The sequence below is a fragment of the Pseudoalteromonas luteoviolacea NCIMB 1942 genome (assembly GCF_001625595.1).
Taxonomy (GTDB): domain Bacteria; phylum Pseudomonadota; class Gammaproteobacteria; order Enterobacterales; family Alteromonadaceae; genus Pseudoalteromonas; species Pseudoalteromonas luteoviolacea_A.
In genome coordinates this window covers 1-23,200 of record NZ_AUXT01000134.1, presented here as the reverse complement: position 1 = coordinate 23,200, position 23,200 = coordinate 1, and the positions used below count along the sequence as shown (strand labels likewise).

11 protein-coding genes are annotated in these 23,200 nt (G+C 42.1%); 9 read left to right on the top strand and 2 right to left on the bottom strand.

Annotated elements, in window-relative coordinates; translation table 11 throughout:
* Window positions 1-32 precede the first annotated feature (32 nt).
* Entirely contained in the window at window positions 33-572 is a 540-nt protein-coding gene (locus N482_RS07120; RefSeq protein WP_063376379.1) for a thioesterase family protein, read from the bottom strand.
* Window positions 573-736: 164 nt separating this feature from the next.
* On the opposite strand from N482_RS07120, the gene N482_RS07115 reads away from it, so the two are divergent.
* Window positions 737-1,231 carry a hypothetical protein gene (locus tag N482_RS07115; protein WP_155730535.1) on the top strand — a complete coding sequence of 165 codons (495 nt, stop codon included), beginning with the start codon at window positions 737-739 and terminating at the stop codon, window positions 1,229-1,231.
* A 28-nt stretch (window positions 1,232-1,259) separates the two neighbouring features.
* Here N482_RS07115 and tyrR read toward each other — a convergent pair whose 3' ends face one another.
* Window positions 1,260-2,816 carry a transcriptional regulator TyrR gene (gene tyrR, locus N482_RS07110; protein WP_063376403.1) on the bottom strand — a complete coding sequence of 519 codons (1,557 nt, stop codon included), beginning with the start codon at window positions 2,814-2,816 and terminating at the stop codon, window positions 1,260-1,262.
* A gap of 237 nt (window positions 2,817-3,053) precedes the next feature.
* On the opposite strand from tyrR, the gene N482_RS07105 reads away from it, so the two are divergent.
* The 8 genes from N482_RS07105 to N482_RS07070 all read left to right on the top strand — a co-directional run bounded on the left by N482_RS07105 (window position 3,054) and on the right by N482_RS07070 (window position 23,147).
* Complete coding sequence (locus N482_RS07105; RefSeq protein WP_155730534.1) at window positions 3,054-5,264, top strand: CapA family protein; 2,211 nt, start codon at window positions 3,054-3,056, stop codon at window positions 5,262-5,264.
* 14 nt (window positions 5,265-5,278) lie between these two features.
* Window positions 5,279-7,249 carry a hypothetical protein gene (locus N482_RS07100; protein ID WP_063376377.1) on the top strand — a complete coding sequence of 657 codons (1,971 nt, stop codon included), beginning with the start codon at window positions 5,279-5,281 and terminating at the stop codon, window positions 7,247-7,249.
* Window positions 7,249-10,365 (top strand): poly-gamma-glutamate biosynthesis protein PgsC/CapC, encoded by a 3,117-nt coding sequence (locus N482_RS07095; RefSeq protein WP_063376376.1) that lies wholly within the window; start codon window positions 7,249-7,251, stop codon window positions 10,363-10,365. Before N482_RS07100 ends, N482_RS07095 begins: the two co-directional genes overlap by 1 nt.
* Window positions 10,352-12,643, top strand: a complete 2,292-nt coding sequence (locus tag N482_RS07090) for a hypothetical protein (RefSeq protein WP_063376375.1) — start codon at window positions 10,352-10,354, stop codon at window positions 12,641-12,643. The genes N482_RS07095 and N482_RS07090 overlap by 14 nt, the downstream gene beginning before the upstream one ends.
* A complete protein-coding gene (locus N482_RS07085; protein WP_063376374.1) occupies window positions 12,630-13,397 on the top strand; it encodes a hypothetical protein in 768 nt (255 codons plus the stop codon). The genes N482_RS07090 and N482_RS07085 overlap by 14 nt, the downstream gene beginning before the upstream one ends.
* The gene (locus N482_RS07080; protein WP_063376373.1) at window positions 13,376-17,677 is read left to right on the top strand and encodes a hypothetical protein; all 4,302 of its coding nucleotides are present in this window, start codon (window positions 13,376-13,378) and stop codon (window positions 17,675-17,677) included. The genes N482_RS07085 and N482_RS07080 overlap by 22 nt, the downstream gene beginning before the upstream one ends.
* On the top strand, window positions 17,667-21,767 hold the full coding sequence (locus N482_RS07075) for a hypothetical protein (protein WP_063376372.1): 4,101 nt from the start codon (window positions 17,667-17,669) through the stop codon (window positions 21,765-21,767). Before N482_RS07080 ends, N482_RS07075 begins: the two co-directional genes overlap by 11 nt.
* Window positions 21,768-21,938: 171 nt before the next feature.
* Complete coding sequence (locus N482_RS07070) at window positions 21,939-23,147, top strand: DUF642 domain-containing protein (RefSeq protein WP_155730533.1); 1,209 nt, start codon at window positions 21,939-21,941, stop codon at window positions 23,145-23,147.
* The last annotated feature ends 53 nt before the right edge of the window (window positions 23,148-23,200 follow it).

Here is a 23,200-nt window from a genome sequence, read left to right as displayed (position 1 = left end):
GCAGGGATCGCAACCTCAATCCCCTTGGCCACTTAAGTGGCCTTTTTGTTATTCACTTTCTTTTGTTCTAACATCTCTTTCCAATGAACTACTTCATCAGGCAAAGTAGGTACTTCACCATCAAACCCGGCGAGTGCTAGTAGGTCATCTACAGCGACAACCCCTTTTCTACTTTTAAAAACGCCTCGTACGTAAGCAATAGCGTGCAGCCCGCTCGGAGAGTGAAACTTCTGCTCGATGTAAAAGTACTTATGATCCCAGCCAACAACTTGTGTCGTAACAGAAAATTTTTGTAATGGTTTAATGTCACGGATATAGGTAATAGCCGTTGCATTCACTATTGGAAACCACTTCTTTTTTAAAATCTTGCCAAGCAAGCCAATTCGCTCGGTCATCCAAGTTCGAGCAATATCCATCATGGCTAAATAACGAGAGTTGGTCAGATGAAGATTTATGTCACAATCACTTGGCAGTGCTCTAAAGTCAATTGTTGTCGGGTCTAGCATTCCCTCATAGGTTTTGTTCTTTTTAATTTTCCAAAACAATAGCAATAATCGAAAATATAAATTCATGTTTCAAATGGTCTAACCAGTAAATTGTTGAGCCAGTGTATCATAGCTCTTAGTAGCAACAAGCGTGTTCAGTAAGCTAATTCACTTTCTCTTTAAATTCGGCTACTTGCTTAATTTTAGAAACTGAATTAAGTTTTCAGTAACTTCAGAATCAGTGTGTGTTTATGAATAATATATTCAAACTTGGCTTTTTTATTTCTTCTATTTGTTTCAGCTTTAATGCAATTGCAGATTTTGACGTAAATGGGCAAGGTGTCGTTACTTACCCAACAGGGGTAGAAAAGAACTTCGATTTTGGATTTGGTTGGAATGCCAACAACCAGAAGTTTCGCATTGGCAAAAAATCATATTCAATGTCTCAACTACCCGAGTCTTATTCTATTGCGCTAACTTTGAGTAAAGACGGCTCAAAAGTATGGATCCAAGAATTCAACGCAGGTTACATTGAAGAGTTTGAATGGAAAATTGGTCAACACAATCTTAAGCTATCGAAAAGGGCATTTAGCTCGCGAGTAAGGGGCGACTATATCTTAACCTTGAATAATGTGGACTATTTTTTATCGCGTAATAACGTCAGCATCGACGTTCATTTCGAAGAATCTGGTATAAAGTCAGTAAGGCTGGATGGTGTAACAAGAAATATGGGTACCAAGAAGTAGCGCGGCTACTCCTTGGTAAATTGGACTGTTAAACTTTTACCGTTTTACGGTTGATGCCGTACTCTCGCAATTTATTGGCAACTGCTGTATGGCTCAAGCCCAATCGCTTAGCTAACTGCCTAGAACTTGGGTAAGCGGGATATAGTTTCCTCAATAACGTTGCTTCAAAACGTTTCACGGCTTGCTCTAACGTTCCCTCAAAATCAGACTCTAAGTACCCCAAATCATGAGTAAAAGTAGGCAACTGCATATTTTCAATGCGCAACTCTTTGTCATCCAACAAAGACACTGCACGATAAATGGCATTTTCTAATTGGCGCACATTTCCGGGCCATGGGTATTGCTCCAGAAACTCTAGGCACTCAGGGTGTAATGCAGGCACAGCTTGTCCATTTTGTTGTGCATACTTTTGAATAAAGTGTTCAGCCAGCGGTTTAACATCTGCTTTGCGATCCCGCAAAGGGGCAATCTCTAGGGTAAGTACATTAATTCTGTAATAGAGGTCTTCACGAAATCCCCCTTCTTGCACCATAGCGGGTAAATCTTTTTGTGTCGCGGCGATAATGCGAACATTCACTTTTACTTCGTTCTCATCACCTACCTTGCGGAAAGTCCCGTCTTGTAAAAAGCGTAGCAATTTAGTCTGTAACTGCTCAGACATCTCACCGACTTCATCAAGAAAGACGGTACCACCATCAGCCTGTTCTAATACTCCCCTCTTAGAAGGCACATTGTCATCAAAGCTGGCGTAACCAAATAGCTCTGACTCTGCCACATCATCAGGCAAAGAAGCACAAGACAAGGCAATAAAAGGTTTCAATGAGCGATTAGAAGCATAGTGGCAGGCCCTAGCTAACAGCTCTTTACCAGTACCTGTTTCACCAGTGATTAAGATGGGCGCTTCAAGTTGGGCCATCTTGCGTGCTTCTCTAACAACTCGCCGCATTGCTGTACTTTGGTTATGAATAGTAGCAAAGCTTTCTTGTCCGTAGCGTCTAAATGCACTTACCTGTTGTCCCAAACGGCTTTGCGATTTGATATTAATAACTGCACCGGCGAGGACGTCACCCTCAGCACCTTGAGGAACTGCAATTGGAAGGATGTCTGCTATATAATCTTCACCACCAACTTCGACTCGTGTTGTTTGACCCAGTACTTCTGCACCTTCTAACCAACGCGTAAAATTAAACCCTTTTAGTAACACATTAATGCTAGTCCCGATCACTTCATCTAAGGATAAGTTTAAGTCTCTACAAGCAGCATCATTACAATGCCTAACACCACCTTTTGCATCGATAGATATCACACCATCTGGCAATGCACTCAAAAGTGTATTTAGTTCATTGTGCTCGCGCTCTGAAGGCAAAAAGGCTGTAGTACGAACATCTTCAACACCATCAATTAACCTTATTTCAGGCATGATTTTTTGAAATTGCTCAAACTCAATCGGCGGAAAACTGACATACATACGGCAATTTACAGAATCAACCTCAATCCCCTTTAGGTCAACTCGATAATTTACCAATATATTGAGAATTTCTTGTGCAATCCCAATTCGATCGGCGCAATGGATCTCTAAACGCATCTGTTCCTCAAAACGGTTTTTTACCTCTGTGCGAATCATACTCTAAGAATAGTCATCAGCCTAGCAAATTGTAAACATTTTTGGACAGATATTTTGTCCATCAAAAATAATAGTAATGGACTACAATAAATATATGAAAAACTTGGTATTTAACTAGGTAGAAAAGATTGCATGCCAAACCCATTGCACTTTATAATACTAAATAACTAAACAATGTTAAAATGAATGGTGAGAACAATGAAAATAGTAAAAAAAATAACCTTAGTTCTAACAACCATTCTTCTTAGTGCATGTTCTGTAGAAGACCCATATGAGACAGGCCCTACTCAAAGCCAGCAGCAAGAGCAAGCTGCACAAGATAAAGAAAACGCCCAATCTGTAACATTCACAGTGACCATTAAAGATGCAACCGGTGTGATTGTTAAAAATGCGACCTTAAACATCTCAGGAACAACCTATACATCTGATGATTTAGGGAGAGTACCGCTGCCTGACTTACCACAAGGCAACTATACCATATCCGTGAATAAGCCTGGCTTTCAAAGCTACTTGACTACATTGCAAATAGACGATGAAACAGAGTCTTTTGACCTTAATATCGAGAGTAAGCCGTCGCAATCCGTCAGTTTATTTTTTGCAGGTGACACAATGTTTGGTCGACGTTATATGGACCAATCGTTAATAACCATGGGAAATTTTTTACCGGATGTCGAAGATGCATTAATTCGAGCAAGTTCGGCTGCTGAGAATGCAATCGCACTAACACAACACGTCAAACCTCTAGTACAAAGTGCTGACTTTGCTTCAGTTAATTTAGAAACCCCCATTCTCAGCATCCCTGTAAGCGTGCACCCAACGAAAGAATTTGCATTCTTTTCCCTACCAGAGACGCTACAAGGCCTTACAGAAATAGGCGTAGATTACGTCGCACTGGGTAATAACCATGTTTATGATTATTTGCAAAATGGACTTGATGACACTCTAAAGTACGTCACAGAAGCAGGACTACTGCACAGTGGAGCAGGTAATAATGATAGTGAAGCCTTTGCACCTCTTATCACTACTGTGAACGGTCTTACCGTGGGGATTATCTCAGCGACGTCGATAACCGGTGAAGATAACCCTATTGACTACATAGCAAGCGGACAAAAAGGGGGAGCAGCCGACTTAACAGATACAGCCAGTGTCATCAGTGCGATGGAAAGTACGATAGCCCAAAGCGACTACGCGGTTGCACAGCTTCATGGTGGTGATGAATATTCTTACGCTCCGACTCGCTACATCAGTAATCGATTTGACGTGTTGGGTGCTGAAAGCCCTGATCTAATGATTGCTCACCACCCACACGTTGCTCAAGGGTTTGGTTTAATTAATGGTACTCCAGCTCTTTTGGGGTTGGGAAACTTTGTTTTTGAACAAAATCGTATCGAAACTTTATTGGGTGTGGCTGTCATTGTGGAAGTGGATCCATCGTTGGAACCCAAAACAAAAAGTGCCCGTGCGTATCCGATCTATCTCGAAGACTATCAACCCAAATTGGTTACCGGCTTTTTAAGCGACTACTTAATACGTAGACTTGGGGAGTTTTCTGACTCAAATGTTGCTGTCATACCCAAGCAAGGCTTTGCAGAAGTCCTATTTGCTCAAACAGTTTCACCGACAGCCAGCCCCCCTGTACAAGTTACTCTTCCGGCAGGTCAACATATTGTTGACTTGAGAGCGTATGCACCGAGTGATGCGTTTTTAACCAGCATACAAAGCTCTGAGTCTGTAGATATGCGCATGGGGCGAGATTTAATGTTATTTGGTGATTTTGAAGATTGGGATAATGACGACGAGTTCGGCGAAGTTTCTCGCTGGGAAAACGACAGTGACAACATTACACCTTGCCTAACGGGTGCCTACCGTGGCCGTCAGGGCATGTGTTTAGTGCGAACGCAATTCGACAACCGCCCCTTGAGAATGCCATTCAAACATACTATTCGGACGATGCCCATTACGCCTGGAGATTCCACGCTTTTGGCCTATCACGACATGAGTTTATATGGCTACAGTAAAGGAGAGAATGCGGGCGCGTTAAGTGCCGAAATGTCTATTTTAACCTCTGAAGATAACCTTGTGTTCTCAGAGCAAACTTTACAAATAAAAGCAGAGGGTAACTATGACTGGCAAACGTTTGAACACTCCTTTAGCTTGCCCGAAGACTCAAATGTAATAGGGCCTGAAAACCTGCCGGCAAGGGCAGTTAAGCTCACATTCCTACATAGCCCACCAGCTGATGGCGAAGCCACACTGATGTTAGATGATATCGCACTGATATCATGGCAAAAAGATATTATACTTACCGATGGTGCGTGGGCTCAAAACACCATGCATGGTATGGACTTTTTACAAGTTAATAGCCAAAAGGATGTCACAATTAGCCTTACATTCTCGTCTTTCCAATAAAAGGATAATTGGTAGTGTCGATCAAGCAACAGTTTTTCATCATAAAACGGCAAAAGACCTTCTGGTCTACGATGTTGTTGGGCATTTTGATACTGCTTGTCACTTTAAGTGGTACTCTACATAGACTGAATGCGTTTATATATTTGGAATTCAACCAACAATTGAATCGGCAAGATACGCAAGTGGTGGTTATTGAATCAAACAACTTACTGACTCAACAAAACCAAATTATCACCCGACTCAGAGAGCAAGAAGCCAGAGCCATTGTCATCTTTAGCCATGTTTCAGGTGAGCAACAGCGTTCTTTTGACAATGTTTATTTTCCATACGCGGACCCCAGATATTGCCTGCCTTCACTTGAGTCGTGGCTAGGGTATGAAATCGTGCTAAAGCAGACACCCTCTGGCTGTAAGAGCGTTTGGCATGCCGTTTTAGGTGATAAAGACGATCCACAAGATAAACTACTCGACTTTTCGTTATCTCCTGCTGCTTTGACAAAGTTTAATGCATCACGCCTGCTCTCAGGAGATGTCTTTGATGCGCAAGTTAAAGACAAACTCGTACTCGTGTCGCAAAAACAACTAGAATTTGCGTTGCAGATAAGAGCACCTAAAATCGACATATTTAACGATCCTATTTATCTGCATGCCTATATTGCAGATAACTTGCTTGAGCAAAACCTTGTTGCGCAAATGCCCCTGCTGCAATCAAGTATATTGCAACTCATAATCTTAACTCTTCTACTGATCACCTATCAGCGCAGTAGTTTCAATATTGCCCTGCTCATTGCGGGTGTAGTGGTTACAATTAGCTTGTTAGTGGCGTACTTAGGCGTGCTTTGGTTTGACTATTTTTTACCGATTGGCCAAATTATTTTCACCACTCTTGTGACTATGCTATGGGTGTTTTTTGCGCGTAAGTGGGTTGAAGAAATTGAGCTCAATGACATCATAAGCAATGTTCAACAACGTATGATGGGACGTTACCTCCCGCAAGCATTTAGCGCACAAACAAGCCCTTGGGACGCCATCATTACATTAGTAAATCAACAATTGGCGTTAAGCCGTTCTATCTTTTTGGCTCGGACAGAAGGCGATCACCGTCTACATGAGATACGCGCTATTAATTGTAGTTTGTCTGACATACACGAAATGCGAAGAGACTACGAAAGACCGCCCTATTCCGACGCCATAAAAGCATTTGGTGCAATCCATATCACACGGCCTTTTTTCAATGACTTGTCCGAGTCAGAAGAACAGTACGTTGTACCTCTTATGTACGCTGGCGACATTCGTGGTTTTTGGGCGATGACCGTTGAACCAAATGAATACTTTGATGAAGAGCGATTTGTACAAAACGTTAACCGCTTTGCCAATCAGATCGGTGAACTCCTGTTCCATTTTCGTATTTATGAAAACCAACAAAAAGCCAATACCAGCGCTTTAACTAAAGTACTTACACTCGCATTGCAAAAGCCGCTTAGTCGACAAGTAAAGTCTTCTATAGGCGATATGGAACAGAAGCTCTCGACGTTAGAACATGTTTTCAATCAAATTCATACAGCTGCCATTATGTTCAATCTATTTGGCCAAGTTGTACAAACAAATCAAAAAATTGAAGAGATTGCTAAACATAATGAAATGTCCCTCTTCGAAATGACCGCGCTAGACTTATTGGAACGCGTCACTCACTTAGACAATGAAAAAGCCAAAGGTAAATTGCGCTACATTACGCTACAGCAAGGAGAGCTATATATGCCCGCACAGGTGGGGCAAGCTACTTTTATTTTGAGCATTCGTTCATTGCGTGCTTCACGCACAACGAGCAGTATTGGCGAACCTTTTGAGGTCGGAGGCATCCTATTTGAATTCATTGACATCTCTTACTTGGTTCAACAACTAGATGATCCGACTAAGTTATTGCGTCAGCTTCAAATGCAACAAGCCGATCATGAAGAGTCTTCTGAAATTAAGGCTCAGAGTTAATGGACTGGGCTTTACAGCTATTCCCTAGCGGCAGTGGCCTGGGCCAATCGGTAATCACCACCGTATGGGTTGGTATCGCCGTGGTCTGTATGTTGAATTTAAGGTTTGGCTTTCCGCTAACTGGGCTAGTTGTACCGGGATACTTGGTACCCTTGTTTATTGTCACGCCTGTTTCTGCGGTGGTTATATTAATTGAGGCGATTGTCGTATACGTAGTCATGCTTTCGACAGCCAAAATATTGATGGAGCGCTTTGGATTCAGTGAAATGTTTGGCAGAGACCGATTTTTTGCCATTATTTTGATAAGCATTCTAGTCAGAGTTGTCATGGACACATTGCTGTGGCCACTTGTCGCACTCTACCTTGCCCAATGGGATATCACTTTTGACTACTCTAGCCAACTGTATAGTTTGGGGTTAGTTATCATCGCATTGACCGCCAATGTCATGTGGAACGGCGGTTTTAAGTATGGAATGCGGGTCACTTTAATCCAGTTGTTTCTAACATACTTGTTAGTGCGTTATGGCCTGATGCCATTTACTAATTTTAGTATCGCCAATTTAGCAATCATGTATGAGGCGGTTGCGGCTTCGATCATCGCAGCACCGAAAGCTTACATCATTTTGGTAATAACGGCGTTTATAGCTTCTCGGGCCAATATAAAGTATGGCTGGGAGTTTAACGGTATTATGTTGCCGGCATTACTGGCATTACAAATCATGCAGCCGACTAAATTACTGACTTCTTTCGCAGAAACAGCAGTGATCCTATTCATTGGGGGGTCGATTCTCACCTTTACCAAATTGCGCCATGCAAATTTTGAAGGGGCAAGGTTACTGCTCTTTTTCTTCAATATTGGCTTTGCTTACAAAATTGCTTTGAACTACCTCGTTGTAAACTACTACCCCACGCTAAAAGTCACCGATACATTTGCATTTGGTTATATGCTCTCGACACTCCTTGCGCTGAAGATCTATCAGAAAAACGCACTTGGATTAGTCATCAGAGCCACTCTTCAAACGTCGATTGTTGGTGGTTTAGTTGCAATCACAATTGGCTTTTTAATCATGTTTGTGCCGGCCATATTTAGTTATAAGCCGACAGAACTGAGTGTCGTTAACAATACAGAGATTGAACTGAGTCAACAGATCAGTGCATATAAAAGCTTTTTGTATACCGAGCAAACCGACCATGTATCAATTAGTCAATATCAACAAGCACAAACATTACAAAACTTTATCAGCGCGATTCGCGTACTAAATCGCGATAGACAAGATCTGGATAATATTCGGCTTGCTCGAAGGTTGCTTGCTCAAGCGCAGTTTACTCTGCAACAGGACGATAAATATTTATATATCAAAGACGCCATGAGCAGCACCGTACGTGGCTTTTTTGCCCTTGCGAAAGCCCCAAGTAGAAACCATATAATCAGTGTGCCACACCCTTCTAGTGAGCGTGTTGCCAGTGATGCTGCAGGGTTGCTATTCCAATTACTAGATAGTAGTGCACTGGTTCTTGGTACTCAGTTCACGCCTTCTATCGCAACCCAACAAGTATCACAACAAAGTGCATACTATCGCGCTTTTTTCTCCGTTGTCGAGGATGTCGAAGTGCTACAAATACGCTCTGTTAATCAATACACCCGCATTGATTTGCAACTCAGCCCTTTCGGACTGCAGAGTCAATTTTGGATCTATAATCAGCTACCGGCTTCTTTATCACAACGTGAACTCACAAATTTGATGGGCTTTGAGCGAGGACAATTTGGGCTCCTGCATCGCAACAGCTTACCCACGCCGGACTTCACAGGTAAAATGGTCGAAGCTTTTATTGATGGCCAAAGTTACTCAAATTTATTGTCTGAAGTGGTTCTTAATACCAGTACATCTTCAAATTCTAAAGTCACTTTTACAGATGCTTCATTAAGCGAGATCATCGATGAATTTTCTCTACATATTAGCGCTAAAGGAAGTAATCACTACAAAGAGTTAACCAATAATGAAGCCGCGCTTTGGGAGTTCGAGATTCTAGGGCCCCTCTACACATTGGTTTATGAGCAAATTGACAGAGAATTTAGTCAGGACGAGCTGAACCGCTTAGATCGCATAAACCACATTGCGAATATGATGGGATACCAGCTGCAAATTCTTGATAATGCACTAGAGCAGTACATTGTTATTGCACCCATCAACTCAGCACAGTACTACCAACAAGGTCAGGGGCTTTATGTCATAAATATGCACCCAGAAGCCATGCTCAATATCCAAGTGCCACGACCTTTATTCGAAAGTAATACATTAAAGTTTTCCGGCGACCTTTTTGCACGCTCAAATGCCAAAGCACTGCTAATTGCAGGCGCTCACCCATATGCAAATGAATTGGCCAATGTGATGGCTCCAGGCAATGTACGAAGCCTGTTTAATGTCGTACACCAAAGTACGTTGAGGCACTTTGCCCAAACACCAATATTAAGCTTACAGGTAAGAAGTCATAGTGCGCCGTCTTATATAAGACCAAGCGCCATTGCATTTCAGTTTACACAGCCCAATGTGCAACACACGGGCACTTTAGCTGAGCTACAAAAGACACTGCTGAACTTAGGTGTTTCGTCACAGGTCGTTGCGGGACAAGCTCAAACGAGAGGTCTAGAAATTGGTACATCCCCTCAATCGGGATATCGATTATTTAGTCCTCGTAGTGAACTAGCCACGCTTTGGCTCGCTTCAGATTTCAAACAACATTTTGCTATTTCCGAACAAGCTTTATTGCAGCGTCTAATTGCGGTTTCTCATATCCCTGAGCTAAAGACACTGAGAACTTCCGTGTTAGGTCCAGACGATTGGCGACACAATAACACAGCGCTATCAATTAATGACATCACAGCGCTCACTGAGCAATATGCACAAGATCAGCATTTGCCTTTGTTAAGTCAATTTTGCCAAACCCACAGTCAATGTCGCTTGCAAGCAGTCCGACTAGAACGCAACCAGCAGCTGGCACTCACCATAAAGCTAGACGATAAATTAATCGCAATCTATACACCTACCAGCAACAAAGTACTGTCTCTCGAAGACTTTAATTATGCAGCCGGAGGTATTCAACATGTATTGGATTAAGAAAATCCTCCACGCGCTATTCGCAAGTTCATTGGTACTGGTAACGCTTTGGGCATGCTATAACGGCTATGTTTGGCTCTCATCAGCAGAGCGACTCGAAGAGCGCAGTGAAGAAGAAACACGTTCTGTTGTGCATTGGCTACCTGAAGATAAATTTGTCTCTTTTAATTTTTCCAGCTCTCGGACACTTGCAATACGCCTACTATCCAACGCTATTTTTGACGGTCAGCAAGCCTTTGATGAACCTGTCAATTACGCAATTGAATATCAATTACTCGACCAACAAGGTCAGGTATTAGTAGAGCATGTTTACCACCACGCTTCAAAACTGGTACTCGCTGCACAGGAACAACAAGTTAAACAAATCATCGAGGATAGAAAAGCACTTTCAGTCGCTTCAGGCCAATCCTTTTATGTGGATACCTCTATCTACCCAAGCGCTAGTCAAATAAGATTAAAGCTCATCCCTGAGGAAGATACCTTACGCGGCGTCGTAGTTCGACTGCATGCCAAAACGCCAGCTGATAATGATGGTAGCCAGCAGATTTGGTTGAAATTACCTGTAGAGTGGCGAGATAGAATGCTCAATTACCATACTTTAGGAGGGAATGCGCTAGCGCAATGGGAGCTCAGTAACGCAGTGAGTTTTGACTGGCAAAAACTCGCGCCACAGGGGATCCCAAATATAGACTTTGTGAGCGACATTCTTTATGAAACATTGCCTTATAACGTCATTACCTATGACTTTTCGGCGCAGCAGCTGGACTTGGACAGCTTTTATTCCACCCATGAACTCACAGCCACATTTCGAGTTTCGAACAATGAAGATTTGATTTTCTCCAGTTCAGCACCACTTAGTACGCTACGCATCTCATGGCATGACCTGAAACAGCTTAGCTCTCCAAAAGAACTCAAGGCTGAATTCGCAGCTGAAAACCTGTATAAAATTAAGGATATAAAGCCCGGTCTCATTACGGTGCAGTCTAGTTTGCCAGCACTGACACAATGGCGACAAGGAGAACAACCTGTGGTACCACTACACAGCTATTACTATATTATGGGACCGACTACCCCAGTTACCTACTCAGTAACTGGAAACAGCGATATTGTTATGGACTTCAGAAATTTGGATACTCAATGCTCAGAAGTAAGCATTACTGTGTTTAACAACGAAGAACAACCGATTGAGCGCTACAGGCTTGAATTAGAATCCCTGATATCGCAATACGACAGAATGATCACACCAGAAACACAGCGCCAAACCATTAATGAGAGCCAAAAATATTTTCTAAGACTGCCTCGAAATTCTGCGAAAGTGACCATTTCAAGTCAAGATAGCGTGGCTGTAAAGCTTCAAAGCCGAAATCAGAATTTTCATTATCAAAATGTATTATGTGATCAACTTTGTGAGAACCCTTTGCCAAGCTTTATAGAGATTGGCGCTTGGTTCGCACAAAAGGCGGTCAATGAATTTACCTTCACTGAGTTGCAGCAGATACTGAAAGTAAGACTATTTGAAGCACCGCCGCTTCCCGTGATCAAAGAGACTAGTTACGTTTCTGAATCACTATTTGATAGGCACCCAATTTCCAATACAGCACTTGTGTATAGTCCAAGCAGCTACTTTGAACCACCTCAAGTGCCCTCCCCCGCACACTTTCGAAAGGTATCTGATCCGCAAAAGTTATCGGTGGTTCAACATGGTGAACTAAAAACGCCTAAGCTTATCGCCATTAATAACCAAGTACCCAAATACTCTGAGGCTGACTTAAACGCAAGTTCACTCTCCGTGGTATCTGCAGATAAACATGGTAATACACGCTCGATATACACAAACACTGGTGAAACAAGAGACTATATAAAAACACGGCTATTTAAAATTGCTCAAGGCGAAACCTTGTCTTTACGATATGCCAACAGAACCAGACCAGTATCCATCGTCATTAAACCGTTTTTATATCCCGTGGCTTCGCAGAATAATACAGCATTGGTAATCAACACCAACCTCTTTGCTCAGTATCAAAAAGGCCTAAGTGAAGAGTATACAATTGCAGCCAAAAGGTTTGCTTTGATGCCAGCTAAGAGTGAGGCTTATATGCTTCATCCTCAGTCAACGGATGTTATCAGTTACCCACCCATAACGATAAAAATAGGTTCTGACATTCAATCACTTGAAAAATTTGCCATTACAGCTGAACATGATATGTGGATTACCATTTTAGAAGAACACAATGCAAAACCTTTAACCCCTTTATGGTGGCAGAATGAAAATACATAATATAATCGCCATAACACTCTTGCTCTGCGGTGTATCTTCAGCCGCAGCACAAATCCAGATCCAATGGCAAGATATAGATAAATGGTTTCTACAGCCCGCCAGTATCGGGCCTTGGAAATATCAAAAAACGGGTTCTAAAAACAATGCGGTACATTCACTTATAAACGCCACAAATCAGAATGGCGGTGGTGTTTTGTTGTACCGTGCGACAAATAAGCCCTGCTTTGTGTCTGTGCCACATCAGTATCATGACAAGTATACACTAACGATTGGGCGTACTCTTTTTGAATCAAGTTGCAACCTCATGGTCCACAATACGCACCACCGCCACAGCGAGAGTCCAGACTCCAGCCCTATGGATTACTCTAAACGAAAATCAGGGCTGCATGTCGCAGCGGTAAAAGCGTTTCATCACAGATACCCTAACGGGCTAATATATCAACTACATGGGTTCAACCAAAAAAAGCGTAAAACGACACAGGGCAAAAATGCTGATTTTATTTTAAGTCAAGGGCGCAGCTACAATGCTAAATTATTGAAAATACAAACATGTTTGCTTGCCCTTAGCAAGCATACCTATATATACCAAAAGGATGTATTTGAGCTGGGTGGCACTAAAAATGTGCTGCATAAAATAGGGTTAGCCCCCCACCGCTTTATTCACATAGAAATTAGTAAGCCAATGAGAAAAAGACTGAAGTCACACCCTGTAAGTATGGAGCAATTCAATTTATGCCTCTTTTACTCTGCTTAGTACTTTTATTGGGAATAACACTCAAACCAGCGATAGCGCAAGAAGCATATTTGCAGGCTGACGTCAGTTGGTACGATGCACAAACCCGACAACTGTCGCGCAGTGCAGCCGATATCACAATAAAGAAAAATCAGACAAGGTCATTATTCTTGCCAGCAGGCCAGTGGTTATCTGTGGACCCAAGCACACTAGAAAAGGTCGATTTTTGGCAAGGGCAAACATTTTATGCCTTTGCTCAAATAGATAAGGATCAATGGTTGTGTCGTGAAAATAGCTGCCAGTTGGCAGCAACTGAACGAGCACGCGTGATAAAGTTGAACAATGTAACGGAAAATCCGATACAAATTCATGTCTGGCGTGGCTACCAACATGACCACAGAGATCCTTTTCGTCGGGCAGTAAGTTTGCCTTTGCCTGGGAAAACAGTAGAGTTAGCACAAGAGCGTAATGTTCTGTATCCGCTGAGTAACTCGCAAAGTGTGAAAGTTTTCTTCAAGCATGCAAAGAAGCTAAAACTAACAGTGCACAGAGATCTATATGACGTTAGCGAAGGCGGGAAGGTATTTGCATTAGTCAATGATAAACCTGTGAGCATCATCAATGTCTCCAGCGCACAGGCTCAAGAATACAACAGACATAAACTCGGTATCGCAAATGTGGATTATTTAGCAGTACCGGCAAACAGTTATTTGACCCTACAAAGCCACACCAAAACATGGGTAAAGTTAGAGCAAATGCACCGTGGCATTTACGATGTAGATGCAGCGATAAAGCAGCAAGAGAAGCTATTTAACCCGTATTGGGTTAACAATCTAGATGAGTCACTCACTCAAATTTATCTCGAACACGATATATCCGCCTTAGTGCAATTTAGGCCAGAACAAGCGACTCCTTTAGCGCTTAGGCGCTATCAAGACCTAGTTAGCACCGTTTCAACTGGCAGCTATCTAACGCCGATTAGTCCATCAAACCAGTCGATTGCAATACACAGACGTAAAGTACCATTATACCAGTCATTAAGAGAGGCCAAGCAGCAATTATTCCAAAGTCGTGTTAACAATACCCTGTTATTTGCTCGACTTAAAAAGTCACTTCACTTCGACTTAAGTCAGGAGCAAAGGGTTAATCCTCGGGCTTTACTGTACATCAGAAGTAATCGCAATACCGAGTTGGTTGTAGATGTCGATGGAGAACGCACCAAATTATTTGTAAAGGCTAGGCAAGGGTTTGTACCACTGCAAATTGATGTTGCTATGGACGCAAAGCAAATTTCTTTGTTTTCAGCCAGCGAGGCTAATCTAGATGTTGCAGTGCAAATAAGAACACTACTACCGCTTCCAAACAATGAGCTGCTTTACGCACAGCCTAAAAAGTTAAGCGACAAAAGTGCAGTTACAGCTAAGCTACTGACACAAATACAACAAACAAAAGCAGACAGTTATCTTAACAACCTTTCTGCGTTTAAAATACCTTTGTTATCGGAGTCAGATGCTTTTGCTGATTCAAAGCAAAATAATGCGGCGGCACTATCTCATTGGCGTTATCAATTAGGTGAAGTTGAGTATCTTGTAAATCAGTCACCAACCGAAGCATTGCCAAAATTAAGAACGCTAATCAACAGCCCCTATTCAGAAATTAGATTGCGCGCTTGGCATCTGCGGCTAGAGATACTTTCCGATCTAAATCAAAACAACGCGGTGCTACGTTATTTGTCAGCTCTGCTGCAACAGCCTGACCAGATGCTCAGTGACTTTGCTGCAAATGCATTGCTCATACGATATCAACAAAGTAATCAGGTTTTTAATATTCAAGGATTATGCGCCTTAAAAGCGTCTTTAAAAGGTTGCCCACAGTTGGTAATGAGCACCTTATTTGCACAAGGTAAGTTTCTAGAGACCTTATGGCTTGATCACGATACAAAGTTGTTTTCTGCACAAAGTCATAAACTGTATCAGGGTCTAGGCTATGCTAGCTACACGGAATACACACAAGAAGATTTACCTAATTATGATCTAAGTTACTTTGAACAGGTTCAATTAATTGGCGATACAGCGACTTACAAAGCATTTAAAGTTGGCAAGTCACCACTTACGTTAACAGCACACTCTCCTGTCAATATCAAAATAAATGCCCGTGTAGAAGGACAGAGTGATGACGAAAATGCCATCAAGTGGTTACACGTAGACACACAAACCAATAATTATTTTATGCCCCTATTTAGCGATGTACTGTCTACGACTTCTGTGAAAACACCAAACGAAGAAAATATACTCTCTATCGCTTCGAGTAGCATGATCGCTTTAAAAGCAGGAGAAACACTCACGCTTGGTAGCAACACGCCGATATATTTGCAGCTTCAAACTTTTGATTCTAAACACTTTGACCCTTATTCAACGCAACAGTTGAGTCAGTTTGAACTAGGCATGCCATTTATGAACCTCTTGCATCAGCAGTCCGGTACTAATTTAACTTCGTTGACCACACTGCTCAATAATGCACTGTACAGACTCGAAAATAATACTTTGAAAGATTATGAGTTTACCGCGTTGTTCTCTAAACTCAGTACATTACAAGTGCCCTCACAACTTGCCAAGCTCCATGATCGCGTTCAAAGTTATGGACATTGGGTCGCGGCCGAACAATACGTGAACTATGCTGGCACACAGCTCGTCGATTTATCTGCGATTGAGTCTCGCAGTATCGCAGAACAAATTAGCCGACATACGTCACAAGTCGATAACGCCAAAGGCCTCACAATTCGGCCATACCATACTTTGTCTCTAGACTTTAGTGCATTAGAGTCACTACAAACACGTTTGGTGTTTCACTTTTCTGATACAGAGCTGATTTCTAATGCCGCGGCACTAGTTGCAATAGAGACAACTAACGAAAAAACGGTATGGCCAATTACAGGCAGAGAGAGCACATTCGGTTTAAAGCAATCGGAATTGGGCAGTGGTATCGTTAAAATTCGTTGGCTAAACCCCTATTTGTCACAAGTTTTGCAAGTTGAAGTACAGGTGCAAAATAAAAAAAATTGGCAAAATATAGAGTTGGACCAAAGGCAGTTATTTTATTATGCGAGCAGCACGCAGCCTGTGTCCGCAGCGCTTACAAAAGATGCACTGGTGAAAATTGAGTACATCAAAGACAACCTGCGAAAAGAGGCGGTAGACTTTTATCCAGCAGGGGTCATCTCCGTTCCCAATAGCTACTCGCGATTGGCAAGACTCTTTACATGGCAGCTCAATTTAAACCGTCAAAAAATCGCTGTAGCACCACCAATAACACCAATTCCGCTCAAGCGGCCAAAGCTCCATTTTGACAGGCTAGCTCGGCACTTTAACACACCTTTGATCAATGCCAATGGCAATAATACTCACATTGAAGGCTTTGTCAGTTACGATCGAGATGGCATTTTCCAGACTAGCGAGCCTATAGAGACAGCTCATAGACTTGATATTGGAATGCGGCTTAGAAACCGCTTCAAGCAACACTGGTACTTGCTCGAAGGTGCGTATCGAGTTAATAACTTGCGCTATGAGTCATTGTCACTCGATGGCGTCTACAACTGGTTAGATGATGATTCCCCATGGTACTCTGAAATGGGGCTTTATAATCGCTGGCAAGAGACAACGACGAGCCACGAAACACACCTCACAAGTCATCTTGATACTACTATTGGCCAAAGTTGGCGAGATGATACATCTGTAAGACATCAATGGTGGTGGCAACCCTACTTTTATTACACCAGCATCGATAAACAAGAATATCTTGATGACCCACTCATCAGCCAAGATATGTATAACTTTTATCGTGCCCAGCATATGCATGGCTGGCAGGCCGGTTATAGAATTCGTTATCAACCTTGGGTTGATAGTCAATTTAATGGGCAGATCTCAGGCGTATCGAACGAAGATTGGACGAGCCTAGATACCGTCACGTTTAGCGGTAGCTGGCAACAATATTATCAAGGGCATATTTTTAATGTTGGGCTGAGCAGTAGCTATGTATTTGCTGATGACCATCGCCCCAACGCAACATGGCAATATCTGACTTCAATTGGCTGGCAAACACTATTTGACTTTAGCGAACATACCGCAGGTTGGATCAGCCTAAATTGGACACAAGACTGGTTTAGAAACAATCACAATGTACGCTTAGAAATAACACTTGGCAACCTGCAGAACACCGGTTTTGCCCCCTTTGCGCATGACGAAATTATATTTGAGTCCCTACAGTTAACACACTTCTTGGAGCAAGATATTAATGGCAGATAAGACCCTCAGGGATCAACTCCAAGATTTACTGTTTGCAGACACCGAAAAGTTTTGGCTCAACCTATACCAGCATAAATATCAGCAGCTTGTTGACGAACTCAGCGAATGGGAGCTAGTTAAAAACAAACCAGATCATGAGCAAACTTCCTATTGGCAGCTTTTGCAAACTATTGCGTTTTTTCGCCATAAAATTGAAAACCATTACGGACAACTACAAGCAATTGATGCTGATTACAAAAATTTTATAGAACGGTTAAATAAAGCAGAGCTGAAAGCAGAAAAGGAATTGCACATACTAAAGTATGCCGAGCAGCTTGGGGCAACAAGGCTGCAACTTCAGCAAGATAAAGCTGCTTTCTCAAGATGGTTTGACGAAGGCGCCGTTATTTCACGTTACCAAAGTAAAGTCGCAGAACTAGAACAAAACCTAAAATTTTTGATTTCAAAGCTTGGGGCGTTAACGAATCGGTATTTGCGATTGAGTAAAGATGACCTCAGTGCGGCATGGCAAAAGCTAGATTTACAGCCTTTCTTCTTACATTTATTGGCAAACAGCAATAGCGTTCATATACGACACGGTATGATACGCGCCTTGGTAAATCAGGTTTCTTTGATCCATGAAGTCAGTGCAGATCCAGAACTAGATGCAGATTTGGTCGCGCAACTCATTGAATTGCTTGAAGCAGATAACACGCCTTATCTGGCAGTAACCGATATTTTAGAAATCCTCATCCACCAAAGGCCCACTTTTATCCGCAGTTTTATGTGGGCAAAAGTTGCTGAGTCGGTAAACGATTACGCTGAAAAGCCAAAGAATAATGATCAACTGTTTATTCTTGCAGCACTGCCCCGTGTACTCGTGCAACAACGTGAACTGACCGACTCAGATATAAAATTGTTAATGCAGCTTAGCAGCCACCCTTACCCAAGAGTACGTCAAGCAACTATTGAGTGTACGCCTTATTATGAAGATGAATTTGCAGTGCGGTTGCTAGAGAATAGATTCAATTCAGAAACAGCTAATGCAATTCGTTTTACATTGATTAAACAGTTGACAGCGGCGAGGTTCGGCAAAGACAACTTTGCGATGCGCCATTGGCAGCACTGTATTCAAGGAGAAGAAAGCTTTGAAATAAAGCGCATTGCTTTGGAACAGAGTGCTCGATTAATGCTTAACATGCAGTTAGAAACTGACGAGCCTGAGCACGTCTTTGAGGAGTTTATTCAAATACTCAATAAACAGCTAGAGGTGGAACCAAATATTGCTGTAAGGCGTTTTATCACACGTACTCGAGAGCAACTCAACAGCTTTTACTTACAATCTTTGGTCGTAACGATTGAAGACCAAATGAGCCTCAATCAATCCGCAGTTTTAGAGACAAATCAAAATATCGACGACGTAGGCAGAGCACTGAGTTTTATCGCGCAGTCTGAAGAAGACTTTAATGGCTACCAACAAGAAGGAAAGTGGCAAATTAAGCTCGGCACTTCAAAAGGTCGGCGCTTTTGGCGTATATGGCATGAGTTTTTTACGCCAAGTACGGATAAGAGGCAGAGTTTTAGTCATACGCAAGCTAAAAAGCCATCGGCCCAATTATATGTACCAAGTTGCTCTACTGCTGAGATAAGTGAAACAAATGTGCCAGGTGAAGCACTTTATAACCTCAAAGAGCATTCATCACGACCCTATTTACCCTTACCCGACTATTTGCTGTCGGTTTTGAGCCAAGATAATATTAGCCCTGAAGCGAAAAGCTACACTCCTGACGGTATAATAACCATTGTGCGCCCTCCTTCTCTGCTAAAACGTTTGCGTGCGTACTGGCGTATCTCGTTGCGCTTTTCAGCGCTCGACCAAATGCGTAAAGGCGGAGAAATTGAACAACAAAACTACCTTGAAGCCATCAGAACATTAGGCTTTACAATTAAATTTAGCCCTTACGGTGCGACACTCAATGCACACTTCCCTGTAGAACAAGGTATTCAGAAGTTATTCGGGAAAGCCTCTATCAGTACTGCACTTATCAATATTGGGCTAGGGTTTAAAGAGTATTTATACTCAATTTATCAAAACAGTATTAGCCAATTGGTGTTTTTCGTCTGTGCCTTTATGGCGTACTTTTGGTCAAGGCATATAAAGGTCAGCCAGCAAATTCGTAAAAATCGAAAGCACATTCCAATTTCTATTGGGGGTTGGGGAACGCGCGGCAAATCGGGGACTGAACGATTAAAATCTGCGCTGTTCAGCAGCATCGCCTTAAAAGTCATTACTAAAACGACAGGATGTGAAGCGATGATGATCTACGCAACCAGTGATGGCGAGCAGCACGAGCTTCCTTTATTTAGGCCCTTTGACAAAGCTAGTATCTGGGAACAGAGTGATGTACTAACCTTCGCTAAATCAGTAAAAGCAGATGTTTTTTTATGGGAATGTATGGGACTTACACCAAGGTACGTAAGGATATTACGCCGCTGGATGAACGACAATTTTGCCACCATAACAAATGCGTACCCTGATCACGAAGATATTTTAGGGCCGACAGGTCTGGATGTAGCGCGCGAGATGTCTGCATTTATCGGTACTGACACTCAGGTTTTCACGGCCGAGCAAACTATGTATCCCGTTCTAAACAAATCCGCTGAGCAAAAAAACTCGACGCTTATTCAGGTGCACTGGGGGGACGGCTTTCAAATCACCGATGATATTCGTGCGCTTTACCCTTACGAAGAACACCCTGACAATATTGCTTTGGTCTGTAAAATGGCACAGTACATAGGTATCAACAAAGACTATGTATATAAAGAAACAGCAGAACGGATAGTTCCTGATATCGGGGTTCTACAGCACTTTGAACAAGCGCCAATAGGAAACCTGACACAGTCATTCGTCAACAGTATGTCGGCTAACGAACGACTCGCAACAATTGAAAATTGGCGACGTTTAAACTTATTCGATATGAGCCAAAAGCCCAAAGTACAGACCATTGCACTTATAAACAACCGCAATGACCGAATTGCACGAACGAAAGTGTTTGCACATATTTTGGTAGAAGACCTAATTTTTGACCATATCGTCGTAATTGGTACTAATGTTGATGGTTTTTTAGCGTACTTTAATCAAGCGCTACAGGCACGTATAGCCCGAATCGCAGCAAATAACGATAGAGAAGATTTGGTAAAGCTGTTAAAGCAATTTAAATGCTGGGTTTCAGATCAGATGCTTTGTGACAAATTCACTGCCTTATTACCTGATGTCAAAATTGATATCCAAGACCTTCACGACATAAAACAAATTGACGCTTTGTTTGAACAACAGGTGAGCAGCCAACGACAACTGTCACAGCTGAAACAACTCGCTGCTGATTGGCATATGGCGCACCAATTAGTTGCCATTGAAGATTTAAAATCAAACGCTAAAACACTTACTGATAGATTAACTGCGCTTTTGAATAGTCGTACACATTTGGTTGAAAACCCCTATATTAGCGCCAATGAGCTAACTTTGAAGTTAGCTCAATTAGGGATAGATGGCCAACATCAGCTCATTGTTGGTATGCAAAATATAAAAGGGGCAGGTCTAAATTACGTGTATGCATGGCAAAAATGGCATCATTTACATCAAACTTGTGACCAACTTCTCAGCCCAAATATAAGTCAGGCACAATTTAGAAGTGGATTACTTAAACTCTCACAAATATCTCGTATTGGCGTAATTGAGCACGACTACTTTAATCGTTTTCTGGCTCAACTTAGCAAACTTCCACACGCGCAAAATGAATTTAGCCAGGCGGAAATAGCCCACCTTAAAGAGCACTTACAAAGCGATGAAGATGACCAGCAGGGCGAAACTGATGATGTAAAACAAAACCGAATAACCCGGTTTTTATTACAAGTTGTTGAGTCTTTCCTAGATGCAGGAGCAGCCGTAAAACGTAAAAAAACTGCACAACAGGTTTATAAAGATATCGCCATGCAACGAATTACCATGGAAAAAGCAATTGCTGTACTCGCTGCACTCAACCGGAGTCAGAAGCCTGGCTGGTTGACCCTACAACAGAAACGAAAAAAGCTCACCTCAGGAAAAAAGTAGTACTTTTTAATTAAATTAGGCTAAACTTTATTCCAAGGAATAATAAATTCCAGTCATTTTTTGTATTTTAATTGACCTGAGGTCCGATAACTAGGAAAATAAGATTAGAAGCAATCAATTAAATTAACATTTTACTAACAACGGATGTTGGGTAATAGTTGGGAGTAGCGTATGAAGTTATTGAAGTCATCTGTTTTATTAATCACCGCATTAACAGCAAGCCAATCTGCATTAGCTGACAATAATCTAATTAACAATGGATCTTTTGAACAATCGGGTAATATCACAGGGACTTGGAAACTTTTTAATGAACTACCTGGCTGGCAAAGAAGCGGCGCTCGTTTTGAAATTCAAACTAACCGCTTAGGCCTTATTCAACCGCAAGAAGGTAGTCAGTATCTAGAGTTAGACTCAACCAGTAACTACAGTGTATTTCAAACAATTGCTACTGAAGCTGGTAAAAGATACACAATCAGCTTTTACTATTCACCACGCGTAACGAGCAACGGCCAAACAAACCAAGCAACTGTTAGCTGGGATGGGCAAGTTGTCGCTAACTTAAACGGTACTTCTCGTGGTTGGCAACATATCACAGTAACTGTGACTGCAAATACTGCGCAAAGCACACTGACTTTCAGCGGAAGCGGCACATCAGACTCGTATGGAGCGCTGATTGATAACGTATCTGTTACCGCAGACTGTGTAACCGGTTTATTTGGTATCAACAATTTTGGCGATGCTGGCAACGGCTATATATTCAACTTTGACGTTGAAAACGGCACGTACAGCAAAGTCTCTGGTGTATCGCACACCGCATCAAACATTGCTTCAAAAGATGGCGTATTGTATTTCATGGAGCAAAATGACAAATCAACTAAAGCGTCTACGCTTTGGTCTCTTGATTTAGATGGTAATGTGGAGTCAGCGTTGGCAAATGCAACGTCATGGCCTATATACCGCTCTGCTGTTAGCGATGATGGCTTATCTCTTCGCGCGACAAGCAAAACCTACATGTACGACTATGACTTAACAACCGGTGCAAAAACAGTGCTAGGTAAGTTGAAGTACGAAGGCGACAACTTTAGTCATGGTGATATCGCATACTCTGCTGACAATAATGTGCTATATGTGCTAACAGGCAAAGCACTTTACACTCTAGACACCGCTGATATGACGCTTACTGAAATCGGTAAGCATGGTGTAAATTGGGCATCAGGTTTGGCGATATCAGATGACGGTACACTTTATGTATCGGGTCGCCAAAGTGGTCAAAATGCTAAAATTTATACATTAAATCCAAATACTGGGGTTGCGACATATGTAATGGACGGCCCTGAGCATATTAACGATTTAACCTTTGTCGACAATTATTGTCGTTAATCACAACTTGTTGAAACAAAAAAGCCAGCTTTGAGCTTAATGCCAGTCAGTTA